Below are 11,715 nucleotides of genomic sequence, written 5' to 3' on the forward strand. Positions count from 1 at the left end.
ATGAACGATCTCGCCGCGACGATCGACGCCGCCTGGGAAGACCGTGCGAACCTGAGCTTCGCCACCGAGGGCGCGGTGCGCGAAGCCGTCGCAGAAGCGCTGAACCTGCTCGATCGCGGCGAAGCGCGCGTCGCCGAGCCGGTGGACGGCGGCTGGCAGGTCAACCAGTGGCTCAAGAAGGCGGTGCTGCTCAGCTTCCGCCTCAACGACAATGTCGTCGTCCCCGGCCCCGAAGGCACCGCGTGGTTCGACAAGGTGCCCTCGAAGTTCACCGGCTGGGGCGAGGCCGCGTTCCGCGACGCCGGCTTTCGCGCGGTGCCGGGCAGCATCGTCCGCCACGGCGCGCACATCGCCAAGGGCGCGGTGCTGATGCCGAGCTTCGTCAACATCGGCGCCTATGTCGGCGAAGGCACCATGGTCGATACCTGGACCACGGTCGGCAGCTGCGCGCAGATCGGCAGGAACGTGCATCTCTCGGGCGGCGTCGGCATCGGCGGCGTGCTCGAGCCGCTGCAGGCCGATCCCGTGATCATCGGCGACGGCGCGTTCATCGGCGCGCGCTCGGAAGTGGCCGAGGGCGTGCGGGTCGGCGAGGGCGCGGTGCTGTCGATGGGCGTCTATCTCGGCGCCTCGACCAAGATCGTCGATCGCGCGACCGGCCAAGTCTATCGCGGCGAAGTGCCGCCCTATGCGGTGGTGGTGCCCGGCACGCTGCCTGCCGAAGACGGCAAGCCCGGCCTCTATTGCGCAGTGATCGTCAAGACGGTCGACGCGCAGACCCGCAGCAAGACCGGGATCAACGAGCTGCTGCGCGACTGATTGTTACGGCGGCCGTTACACATCGCGGCGGGAATGCGGAATGCCGACACCATTTCGCCCCAATCCCGCCGCGTCCCCTACGGCGTATAACGACCGCCGGCACGGAGCTCGAATCCCCGGCTTCGCCCTGTCCTGAGTGTTCCGCGCGCCATGTCGTCCACCTCTTCCGCCTCGCCCGTGCGCCGGTTGCGCGTCTCGCTGCGCGGACGCACCGCCGCGATTCTGCTGGCGCTGGCGATCGAGCTGCTGATTGCGCTGATGCTGCTGTGGATGGCGCCGCGGGTCACGCCCAAGGAAAAGCCGAAGACGGTGGTATTCGGGATCGAGGCCTCGGAAGGCGAGCAGGCGCCGGCCGAGAAGGACGCTGCCAAGGCCCCCGAAAAGGCCCGCAAGCGCGCCGGTGAGGAAGCAGAGGCGGAGCGGCCGGCGCCGCCCACTTCGGCACTGCCCCCGCCCCCCGTCGTGCCATCCGTATCCAGCGGCCCGCCGAGCTTCATCGTGATGAGCCGGCGCGACTATGCGGCGAGCGATATCGCCAAAGCACCCGCCGCGCCGGCAGGCGACCAGGGCAACACCCAGACCGCCGACGCCGGCGGCGGTAGCGGCGCCGACGATACCCCCCGCGCCGGCACAGGCCCACATGGCGAGACGCTCTACGCCGCCGACTGGTATCGCCGCCCCACCAATGCGCAGCTCTCCCCCTACCTTCCGCAGCGCGCGCTGGGTCGCGAAGGTTGGGGCGAAGTCGCCTGCCGGACGATCGAGCGCTACCAGGTGACCGATTGCCAGGAACTCGGCGAATTCCCGCGCGGCTCGGGCTATGCCGGCGCCGTGCGCCAGGCGGCGTTCCAGTTTCGGGTGAAGGCGCCGCGGGTGAACAGCCGGTTGCTGGTCGGCAGCTGGGTGCGGATCCGCATCACCTATTCGCAGCGCGGCGGCGGCGGCGACGGCGGCGACGCCGACTGATCACGGGCCCTTGCTGGACACACGCATCCCAGATCCAAGATTGTATGGAACATCGTATGGGTTTTGTTTGTCGTTGATATGTGCCAGAGCGTCGCGGCGATAGCCCGCGCGATCGACGCGGACGCGGCGCAGATCAGGTGGTAGCGATGATTTGGGTTCCGATTCTCCTGGGCACGTTCAAGCTCGCTGTGTTCGGCACGGGCATGTTCTTCGCCATCAAGTGGCACTACGATCAGGGCAAGAAGAAGAAGGAAGAGGATGCGCGCCGCGCCGCGGAACGCACCGCCGCGGAAGTTGCCCGGGCCGAGGCCGAATAGGCGACCGGATCAGCGCGCCGCAGACTCGTCGGCCGCGAGACGCGTCAGCCAGGCCTGGGCCTGCTTGGGCTCGCCGACCGCCGAGGGCCCCACCGGGCCCCGCGCGGCGAGAAATTCCTGCTGGAGCGCGAAGGGCGGCAGCCCCAGTCGGTCGCGCGCGGCGTCGATTTCCTCGCCCAACTCGGCCAAGTGGTCGAGGGTGGGGCGGATGGCGGCGCGGGCGTGGCGGTCCTTCTGGTGGTCGAACAGCCCCCATTTGCCCGCCGCGGTGCGCTCCAGCGCTTCGATCAGCGCGGCGCGATATTCCGCCTCGAGTTCGATGCGCCGATTGTCGAGCCGTTCGAGGCGATCCGCTTTTGCCATGCGGAGGCTGTATCGGGGACTGGCAGGCGGAACAACCTCTAGCCCCTCCCCTTTAGGGGAGGGGTTGGGGTGGGGCCCTGTCTCACAGAGACCGACAGACCTTCTGGAATGCCTCCCCCCCAACTCCTTCTCCCAGGAGGAGGGGCTAATTCAGTTCAGCCCCCGAACGCCTCGTTCACGTCCGCAGCCGTCCGGAACCGGAACGCCATGCTGTGCCGATAGATCTCCCCCACCTCTACCCGGGCGCTCGGGAAGCTCGGCTGGTTGGGACTGTCAGGAAACTTCTGCGGCTCCAGGCAAAGACCGCCGCGCTTCGGATACACGCCGCCGCCGGTGCCGGGGGCGCCATCGGCGAGGTAGTTGCCCGAGTAGAACTGCACCCCCGGCTCGGTGGAATGCACCTCCAGCACGCGACCCGACTCGGGATCGAACAGCGTCGCGATCCGGCGCTCAAATCCGGCCGGGCCATCCAGCACGAAGTTGTGATCGTAGCCCTGCCCCAGCGCGAGCTGCGCATCCGACGCATCGATGTCGCGACCGATCGGCTTCGGGCCGCGAAAGTCGAACGCGCCCCCGTCCACCGGCGCCAGTTCTCCCGTCGGAATCAGCGCATCGTTCACCGGGGTGATCGCGCTCGCGGGAAGCTGCAGCAGATGGTCGAGCACCGTCTCCCCGCTGCCCTCGCCTGCCAGGTTGAAGTACGCGTGCTGCGTCAGGTTGACCACTGTCGCCCGGTCCGACGTGGCGGTGAAGCGCACCGCCAGCCCGCCTTCCTCCAGCACATATTCGACGCGCGCGACGAGATCGCCCGGAAAGCCGTTCCAGCCATGCGGCGTTTCCAGCCGGAAGGTGACCGCGCTGTCGCTGCGCGCCTCCACCGTCCAGAATTGCTGGTCGAATCCGTCGGGCCCCGAATGCAGGCTGTTCCCATTCTCGTTGGTTGTCAGCTGGAAGGTCTCGCCGTCCAGCGTGAAGCGGCCACCGGCGATGCGATTGGCGTATCGCCCCGCCACCGCGCCATAATAGCGCGGCGGCTGGCGGAGATAGTCTTCGAGGTCGGCATAGCCGAGCACGACATTGTCCGACCGGCCCGCCCGATCGGGCACCTCCAGCCGGTGGAGCGTCGCGCCTAGGGTGAGGAACTGCGCGCGAAACGCCCCGCGCGCAATCTCGACGACCTCGATCCCGCTCATTGGCCCGGGCAGACCGAATTGTTGGGATCGGACACGATCTTCGCCTCGGCCAGCGAGAGCGTGAAGGGCCCGTTCGCCTGCAGCACGATCGGCGCGTTCACCTTGGTCACGTCGACTCCGTTCTTCTGATAGCATTTCAGCAGCACGTTGACCGTCTTCCATCCGCTCTTGCCCGAGAACAGGCTGGTCGCGTCGATCGTTCCCGTGTTCTTGCCGCCTTCCATCGACAGCCGCACCGAGCCGCTCGGCGCCGCATCGACGCGGTAGACGAGGCGCAACGACAGGTCGCCATTGGTTTCGCGGCTCAGGTCGAGGTCGCTGCCGCCGATGCGCAGCGTCGCCGGGCCCGCGGGCCAGGTCAGCTGCTGCGCGCCTTCCTGCGTCGCCGGGCCGTCGACGGTCTTGCGGGTGATCTTGCTATCGCTCGCGAAGGCGAAGGGCGCCGGGGTCACGCCCTTGGCGAAGAAAATGCTGGTGTTGGCCAGCGACGCATCGACACCCGAGACTTCGCTCAGCGCACCCACCGTGCCCGGCTTGGCGTAGCTGAGGCCATAGCCGAAGGCGAAGAGCGGGTCATAGCCCGGCTCGCCGCGATTGAGGGTGAACTGGCCCGCGGTCTTGGGCCAGCTGAACGAGAGTTTGCCGGTGAAATCCCGGCGCGGCTTGCCGGCCTTGTCGCCGATCAGCACGTCGGCCACGCCCGCGCCTTCGCTGCCCGGCAGCCAGGCGGCAACGAACGCGTCCGAGGCGTTGAGCTCGGGGTTCACCCAGAGCGGACGGCCCGACAGGAACACCGAGACGACCGGCACGCCGGCGGCCTTGAGCTTCTTGAGCAGCGCCAGCGCCTGCTTGTCGCCCGGTTGGAACTCCAATGTGCGGACGTCGCCGCGCATCTCGGCATAGGGCTCCTCGCCGAAAACGACGATCGCCACATCGGGCTTGGCCGTGAAGCTGCCGTCGGCCGAGAGCGTCGCGGTGCCGCCGCCCGACTTCACCGCGGCCTGGATGCCGGCGAAGATCGTCTCGCCATTCGGGAACATGCTGTTCGGATTGCCGTCGCCCTGCCAGCTCAGCGTCCAGCCGCCCGACTGCTGCGCCATCGAATCCGCACCCGGCCCGGCGACCAGCACGTTGGCGCTCGCCTTCACCGGCAGCACCCCGCTGTTCTTGAGCAGCACCAGCGACTTGGCCACCGCCTCGCGGGCGATTGCGCGATGCTCGGCCGCGCCCACCAGCCCGGCCTTGCTCTCATAAGGCCGGGCGGCGTTGAACAGGCCCATCTGCACCTTCACGCGCAGGATGCGGCGCACCGCATCGTCCACCCGCGCCATCGGGATCGTGCCGTCCTTCACATGCACGATCGTCGATTCGTACAGCCCCTTCCAGCTGTCCGGCGCCATCGCCATGTCGAGCCCGGCGTTGAACGTCGCGGCGCAATCGGTGGGGGTGCAGCCCGGCACCTGGGCATGGCCGTTCCAGTCGCCGACGACGAAGCCGTCAAAGCCCATCCTGCCCTTCAGCACATCGGTGAGCAGCGACTTGTTGCCGTGCATCTTCACCCCGTTCCAGCTGCTGAACGAGGCCATCACGGTCATCGTGCCGGCATCGATGGCACCCGGATAGCCGGCATTGTGGATGCGGATCAGCTCGTCTTCGGAGACACGCGTATCGCCCTGGTCCTGCCCGCCGAAGGTGCCGCCGTCGCCGAGGAAGTGCTTGGCGGAGGCGGCGACATAGCCCTTCTGCAACCGGTCCTTGGTGCCCGGTGCGCCCTGCAGGCCGCGGATCATCGCGCCGGCATAGCTGCGGACGACCTCCGGCTCCTCCGAATAGCCCTCATAGGCGCGGCCCCAGCGTTCGTCCTGCGGCACTGCGAGCGTCGGCCCGAAGGCCCAGTCGATGCCGACCGAGCTCGTCTCCTCGGCGGTCGCGCGGCCGATCTTCTCCATCAGCGCCGGGTCGCGCATCGCGCCGAGGCCGACATTGTGCGGGAAGAGCGTCGCGCCGACGATGTTGTTGTTGCCGTGCACCGCGTCGATACCGAACATGATCGGGATCGCGACATGGCTGCCCTTGCGGGCGAGCGCGGCCTTCTGGAAGGCCTGTGCGGTCGCCAGCCACGGTCCGCGCGGGCTGCGATCGGGTGCGCCGAGCGGCGGCGAGCTGCCGCCCGCGAGGATCGAGCCGAGCGGGTAGACCGCCAGATCCTCGGGCTTGATGCTGCCGATATCGGCCTGGATCATCTGGCCGACCTTCTCCTCCAGCGTCATCTTCGCCAGCAGATCGGTGACGAACTTCTCGGTGGCGGGATCGATCAGGCCCTGGCTCTTGGCCGCCGGCCATTTCTCCGGATGCGCGACACCGGACAACGCTGTCGGCGCCTGCTGTGCCATTGCCGGCGCGGCAGCGAGGATGGTGGTGACCAATAGCAGCTTCAGGCCTGCGGACATGTCTCTCTCCCCTAACGGTGTTGGGGAGGCGATACCGCAGGACCGGCGCACAAGTCCATGCGCCGGGTCAACTTTGCGCGCGGCTAGATGCCCTGCGCCTGCAATGCCATCGCGATCGGTCCCAAGGGCCCGGCCTGATCGCCGAGCGCGGGAGAGACGATGTACGGCGCGGGTGGCACGGTCAGATAGCCCGCGATGCTCTCGCGCAGCAGCGGGTCGATCCGGGCGAGCAGGTGCGGCTGGCGCTGCATCACCCCGCCGCCGATCGCGATGCGTTGCGGCCCGGCGGTCGCAACCATCGTGTGACACAACAGCGCAATCGCAGAGGCGACGCGGTCCCACACCGCATGGTCCGCACCGACGCTGTCGAGAGGCTGGTCGCCCAGCGCCGCGCGGATGCCGGTGCCCGAAGCGAGGCCCTCGATGCAATCGTCATGAAAGGGGCAGCCGCTCGGCGCGGTGTCGCTGGGCAGGCGCGGCACGCGGATATGGCCCATCTCGCAATGGCCGATGCCGCGCGTCGGCTTGCCGTTGATCACCAGCCCGACGCCCACGCCGGTGCCCACGGTGACATAGGCGAAGTCGCTGAGCCCCTGCCCCGCGCCCCAGCGCATCTCGGCAAGCGCCGCGCCGTTGACGTCGGTATCGAACGCCATCGGTACCGCGAAGGGCGCGGCGAGACGGCGGGCGACGTCGGTGTCGCTCCAGCCGGGCTTGGAGGTGGTGAGGATATGGCCGAACTGCGCATTGGCGGGGTCGAGACAAACCGGGCCGAAGCTGGCGATGCCGAGCGCGGCGAATCCATGCGCCTCCCACCAGCCGCCCAGCACTGCCTCAAGGGCGGCGAGCGTCTTCCCCGGCGCCTCGGTCGGCACGGTTTCCTGCGCAAGGATCCGATCGGGTCCGTGCGCGAGAGTAAGGATGCACTTGGTGCCGCCGAGCTCGATCCCGGCAACGGGAAGCGTTGCGGTCGACATCAGCGACGGAGGCCCCGCGCTGGCTGGTTTCCCATGCGATCGATCGCCACCGATATTCCTCCCCAACGGGCCGGCAGCACGCCGGTCTGTTCCTGAACCATTGCGCCACGCGCGGCACTTCCTCTGCCCCGCGGCGGCGCCGGGCACAAGATTAAAGTTATTCAGTTGATTTAATGAAGGGTCAAGCCGTGGCGGCTGCGCTGTCAGCGGTGTCTTTCCACAGCGCGCTGCTCTTGGGCAGCAAGAAATAGCTGAACGGCAGGATCGCCGCGCCGACCGCGGGAGCGTCGGCGGAGAGTTGAGCGCGGGCGATCGGCGCCAGCGCGGGCGCATCGCCGCCCTGCTCGGCGAGCAGCGCGTTCGCGCGTTCGGCCAGCCGGTCGACGTGGCGGCGCGGCAGACGGCCGCCGATCAGCACCGTCTCCGGATTGATCAGGCAGTTCACCGCCAGCAGCGGGCCGACCAGCAGTCGTGCGGCCTCCTCGATCCAGGCATCGACCACCGCCTCGAGCTTCGGATCGCCCCCGTCGCAGGTCAGCATGTCCTGCACGGAATAGCCCGCCGCCTCGAGCGGCGCGGCGAGGCCCGAGAGCGAGACATGCGCCTGGATCTGTCGCACCACGCCGTCCTGATCGCGGTGGGTAAGGAAGCCGAGCTCGCCGCTGCGGCCCGTCGCCCCGCGGAAATAATTGCTGTCGATCACCAGCCCGCCGCCCAGCGCCGAGGAAATCAGGATGTAGAAGAAGCTCGAATGCTGGAGGCCCAGCCCCAGCTGCAGCTCGCCCATCGCGGCGGCGGCGGCGTCGTTCTCGACGAATACCGGCACGTCCAGCGGCCAGGCGAGCAGTTCGGCGAGATCAGTCTGTTCCCAGCGGCGATAGGCGTCGGGCTTGCCGGGCAGCTCGATCAGGCCGAGATCGTCGGGCGTCGCCACGCCCAGGCCTACGATCCGGGCGGGATCGACCCCGGCCGAGGCGATCAGCACTTCCACCTCGGCGTGGTAGAATTCGGCAACCTGCTCGGGCAGCGCGAAGTCAATCTCGCGCGAGGCGCGGGCGACCGTCTCGCCGAGAAAGTCGACCAGCACCAGCGTGACGTGGTCGCGATCGATGTTGAGGCCGAGCGAATAGCAGGCCTGGGGATTGATGATCAGGTTCGTCGGCGGCTGGCCGCGCCCGCCGAAGCGCCGCCCGGCCTCCTGGATCAGCCCATCGGCGAGCAGCCGCTTGGTGATGTTGGCGATCGCCGCCGCGGTGAGGCCGGTGATCCGGGCCAGATCGACCCTGGTAAGCGAGCCATTGGCGCGAATGGCATGCAGCGTCACGCGCTGGTTATGGTCCGCGGCGCGTTCCAGATTGGTCCCGGAAAGGCGGATTGGAGGGCAACCGCTACTCATCTTGATTGCGATAACAGTCGATTTGGGCCCAGGGTGCAAGCATGGAACCGTTCTCGCCGGTTGAATTGCGAAATTTGGTGAATAAAAACATGTCGCCGACTTGGCCTGCCTGGTGCAGTTTTGGGGGAAGAAATCCGATGCGCAGTTTCACCCGTGCGATGCTGGCTGGCGCCGCGCTGCTCGCCATCTCCGTCGTCCAGGCAGCCGAGCCGGACAATGCCGGGCCCTATAACGCCAGCTTCCTCGCCGGCGGCATCGGAATCGACCGGCCGCTGAGCGGCGCCGACGCGCTGCTCCGCTCGGGCGCGCCGTTGACGCTTTCGGCCTGGGTGAAACCCGATGTCGTGCCGCAGGGCGTGGTGACGCTGATCGCGTTCGGCGATCCGGCCGGGGACTGCCGCTGCCTGGGGCTGCGCAACGGTGCACTGCACTTCTTCGGCAGCGGGACGGCGGTGAACAGCACGCCGAAGCTCGCCGCCGGACGCTGGAGCCATGTCGCCGCAGTGATCGAAGGCGGGCGGGTACGCCTCTATCTCGACGGCAAGCAGGTCGGCGAAGGCGCGCTCAACGGCTCGGCGGTGGCTTCGCGGATCGCGCTTGCGCCGGTCACACAGGGCCAGCCGCACTTCGGTGGCGCGCTGGTCCAGGCACAGCTGCGCGGCGTCGCGCTCGGCGCTACCGAAGTGCAAGGCGAGGCCGCCGCCCCGCCCGCCTTCGAGCTGGTCCAGATGTGGCAGGTCGGCGTTGGCTGGAACCTGCAGAAGACCGCCAATATCGGCATGACGCGCCAGCAGGATCCCTGGACGCTGCCGCAGAGCGATACGGCCTACTCGCCCCCGGCCGCCAAGCCGGTGCCGGCGCTGCCGAGCCTCGCCCCCACGGGCCCCTTGCGCTGGCAGATCAACGACTGGCAGCTCGCCGCCGCCCCCGGCGTGCCTGCGGATGGTGCGACGCTGTCGAAGCCCGGCAAGCCCGAAGGCACCTGGTATGCCGCCACGGTGCCCGGCACGGTGCTGACCACGCTCGTCGATCGCGGTGTCTATCCCGATCCCTATTACGGGCTGAACAACCTCAAGATTCCCGAGAGCCTCGCCCGGCAGGATTATTGGTACCGCACCAGCTTCACCGTGCCCGCCGAAGCCGCCGGCAAGCGGCTCACGCTCGTGTTCGGCGGCATCAACTATGCCTCGGAAGTGTGGGTCAACGGGCAGCGCCAGGGAGAGACGCGCGGCGCGTTCATCCGCGGCCAGTTCGAGATCACGCCCGCCGCCGGCGAGAACGTCATCGCCGTGCGCGTCTCCCCGCCGCCGCATCCCGGCATCCCGCACGAACAGTCGATCAAGGCTGGCGTCGGCGAGAATGGCGGCCAGCTCGCGATCGACGGCCCGACCTTCGTCGCGACCGAGGGCTGGGACTGGATACCGAGCGTCCGCGATCGCAATACCGGGCTGTGGCAGGGGGTGACGCTGGCTGCGACGGGCCCGGCGGTGATGGGCGATCCGCAGGTCGTGACGACACTGCCCAAGCCCGACAACTCGGTCGCCGATGTCGAGATCGCGGTGCCGGTCACCAATAACGGCCAAGCGCCGGTGACGACGACGGTGCGCGCGGTGTTCGACGATGTGGTCGTCGAAAAGCCGGTGACGGTCGCGCCGGGCCAGACGATCCGCGCTGTCCTGTCGCCGTCCGAGTTCCCGCAGCTGTCGGTCAAGAATCCGCGTCTCTGGTGGCCCAACGGCTATGGCGACCCGGCGCTGCACAACCTCGCCATTACGGCGGCGGTCGACGGCGCGCTGTCGGATAGCAAGGCGCTTCGCTTCGGCATGCGGCAGGTGACCTATGACCTGTCTCTGTTCGACGATGACGGCGATCTGGAGCGGGTGACGCTGGACCTCAACCGCGCGCGCGGTGGACCCAAGGTGATCGACACCAGCCACAAGGGCATTCGCAAGACCGCCAATGGCTGGGCGATGAGCTTCACGCCGGGCGGCGACCAGTCGGCGGCGGTCGCCAAGGTCACCGACGATCCTCGCCTCGCCCCCTATCTGACCTTGCGGGTCAACGGCGTGCGGATCGCGGCGCGCGGCGGCAATATCGGCATGGACGACTATAGGAAGCGCGTCGACCGCGCGCATCTGGAGCCGTTCTTCCGCCTGCACCGCGACGCGCATCTCAACATCATCCGCAACTGGGTGGGCCAGAATACGGAAGAGAGCTTCTTCGACCTGGCCGACGAGTACGGCCTGATGGTCCTGTCCGACTTCTGGGAGTCGACCCAGGATTACAATATGGAGGCCGAGGACCCGCAGCTGTTCCTCGCCAACGCCACCGACGTGGTGCGCCGGTTCCGCAACCATCCCTCGATCGTCGCCTGGTTCGGGCGTAACGAGGGGGTTCCGCAACCGATCCTCAACACCGGGCTCGACACGCTGCTGCGCGCCGAAGACGGGACGCGGCTCTACATGCCCTCGTCCAATGCGGTGAACCTGCAAGGCTCGGGGCCCTATAATTGGCGGCCGCCGGTCGAGTATTTCACGGGCGCTGCCAAGGGCTTTTCGGTCGAGGTCGGCACGCCCTCGTTGCCGACGCTGGAATCGTGGAAGCGGACCATCCCGGCCGAGGCGGATCGCTGGCCGATCGGCGATGTCTGGGCCTATCATGACTGGCACCAGACCGGGAACGGCGCGGTCAAGAGCTTCACCGATGCGCTCGAAAAACGTTTCGGCGCGCCCACGGGCCTCGAGGATTTCGAGCGCAAGGCGCAGATGATGGAGTATGAGTCTTACCGCGCCATCTTCGAGGGGATGAATGCGGGTCTCTGGACCGAGAATTCGGGGCGGATGCTGTGGATGACCCAGCCCGCCTGGCCCTCCTCGGCGTGGCAGATCTTCTCGTCCGACTATGACACGCACGCCGCCTTTTACGGCGTGAAGAAGGCTGCCGAGCCGATCCATGTCCAGATGAACCTGCCCGACCACCGCGTCGTGCTCGTCAATAACACCCGTGATGCGCTGAAGGGCGTGCAGGTGCGCGCGCGTGTCGTCGGGCTCGATGGCCGCAGCGAGGGCGAGCAGGAGGCCAAGGTCGTCGCCAATGCCGAGGGCGTGACGCCGGCCCTCAACCTCGACCTCGCCTCCGCCATGAAGCGCGGGGCCGTGCTCGTCCGGCTGGAGGCGACCGATGCCGGTGGGCAGGTCCTGTCGACCAACAGCTATTGGCAGGCGGCGGACGATG

General features: G+C 68.2%; 9 protein-coding genes. 4 read left to right on the forward strand and 5 right to left on the reverse strand.

Annotated elements, in window-relative coordinates; translation table 11 throughout:
* From dapD to QZ670_RS19525, 3 genes are all read left to right on the forward strand, one after another.
* A complete protein-coding gene (gene dapD / locus QZ670_RS19515) occupies nucleotides 1–819 on the forward strand; it encodes a 2,3,4,5-tetrahydropyridine-2,6-dicarboxylate N-succinyltransferase (protein ID WP_294258800.1) in 819 nt (272 codons plus the stop codon).
* Nucleotides 820–969: 150 nt separating this feature from the next.
* Nucleotides 970–1,785, forward strand: a complete 816-nt coding sequence (locus QZ670_RS19520) for a hypothetical protein (RefSeq protein ID WP_294258802.1) — start codon at nucleotides 970–972, stop codon at nucleotides 1,783–1,785.
* A gap of 137 nt (nucleotides 1,786–1,922) precedes the next feature.
* Nucleotides 1,923–2,102: a hypothetical protein gene (locus tag QZ670_RS19525; RefSeq protein WP_294258826.1), complete on the forward strand. Its 180-nt coding sequence runs from the start codon at nucleotides 1,923–1,925 to the stop codon at nucleotides 2,100–2,102.
* A gap of 9 nt (nucleotides 2,103–2,111) precedes the next feature.
* Here QZ670_RS19525 and QZ670_RS19530 read toward each other — a convergent pair whose 3' ends face one another.
* The 5 genes from QZ670_RS19530 to QZ670_RS19550 form a co-directional block, all read right to left on the reverse strand.
* Nucleotides 2,112–2,465, reverse strand: coding sequence for a hypothetical protein (locus tag QZ670_RS19530; RefSeq protein WP_294258804.1), 354 nt, complete (start codon nucleotides 2,463–2,465; stop codon nucleotides 2,112–2,114).
* A gap of 155 nt (nucleotides 2,466–2,620) precedes the next feature.
* Entirely contained in the window at nucleotides 2,621–3,658 is a 1,038-nt protein-coding gene (locus tag QZ670_RS19535) for an aldose epimerase family protein (protein ID WP_294258806.1), read from the reverse strand.
* Complete coding sequence (locus QZ670_RS19540; protein ID WP_294258808.1) at nucleotides 3,655–6,108, reverse strand: glycoside hydrolase family 3 protein; 2,454 nt, start codon at nucleotides 6,106–6,108, stop codon at nucleotides 3,655–3,657. The genes QZ670_RS19535 and QZ670_RS19540 overlap by 4 nt, the downstream gene beginning before the upstream one ends.
* A gap of 83 nt (nucleotides 6,109–6,191) precedes the next feature.
* Complete coding sequence (locus tag QZ670_RS19545) at nucleotides 6,192–7,085, reverse strand: ROK family protein (RefSeq protein WP_294258811.1); 894 nt, start codon at nucleotides 7,083–7,085, stop codon at nucleotides 6,192–6,194.
* A gap of 181 nt (nucleotides 7,086–7,266) precedes the next feature.
* Nucleotides 7,267–8,481 (reverse strand): ROK family transcriptional regulator, encoded by a 1,215-nt coding sequence (locus tag QZ670_RS19550; protein WP_294258814.1) that lies wholly within the window; start codon nucleotides 8,479–8,481, stop codon nucleotides 7,267–7,269.
* Between the two features lie 137 nt (nucleotides 8,482–8,618).
* Between QZ670_RS19550 and QZ670_RS19555 the strand changes: the two genes are divergently transcribed.
* On the forward strand, nucleotides 8,619–11,715 hold a 3,097-nt coding region (locus QZ670_RS19555; RefSeq protein WP_294258818.1), incomplete at its 3' end, for a LamG-like jellyroll fold domain-containing protein.

This window comes from uncultured Sphingomonas sp., from assembly GCF_913774285.1.
In the GTDB taxonomy this organism is placed as follows: Bacteria; Pseudomonadota; Alphaproteobacteria; order Sphingomonadales; family Sphingomonadaceae; genus Sphingomonas.

What these genes read in the sequence shown, in the direction of transcription:
- QZ670_RS19535 (WP_294258806.1), bottom strand. Translation starts at nt 3,658, where the DNA reads ATGAGCGGGATCGAGGTCGTCGAGATTGCGCGCGGGGCGTTTCGCGCG.
- QZ670_RS19530 (WP_294258804.1), bottom strand. Translation starts at nt 2,465, where the DNA reads ATGGCAAAAGCGGATCGCCTCGAACGGCTCGACAATCGGCGCATCGAA.
- QZ670_RS19520 (WP_294258802.1), top strand. Translation starts at nt 970, where the DNA reads ATGTCGTCCACCTCTTCCGCCTCGCCCGTGCGCCGGTTGCGCGTCTCG.
- QZ670_RS19540 (WP_294258808.1), bottom strand. Translation starts at nt 6,108, where the DNA reads ATGTCCGCAGGCCTGAAGCTGCTATTGGTCACCACCATCCTCGCTGCC.
- QZ670_RS19550 (WP_294258814.1), bottom strand. Translation starts at nt 8,481, where the DNA reads ATGAGTAGCGGTTGCCCTCCAATCCGCCTTTCCGGGACCAATCTGGAA.
- dapD (WP_294258800.1), top strand. Translation starts at nt 1, where the DNA reads ATGAACGATCTCGCCGCGACGATCGACGCCGCCTGGGAAGACCGTGCG.
- QZ670_RS19545 (WP_294258811.1), bottom strand. Translation starts at nt 7,085, where the DNA reads ATGTCGACCGCAACGCTTCCCGTTGCCGGGATCGAGCTCGGCGGCACC.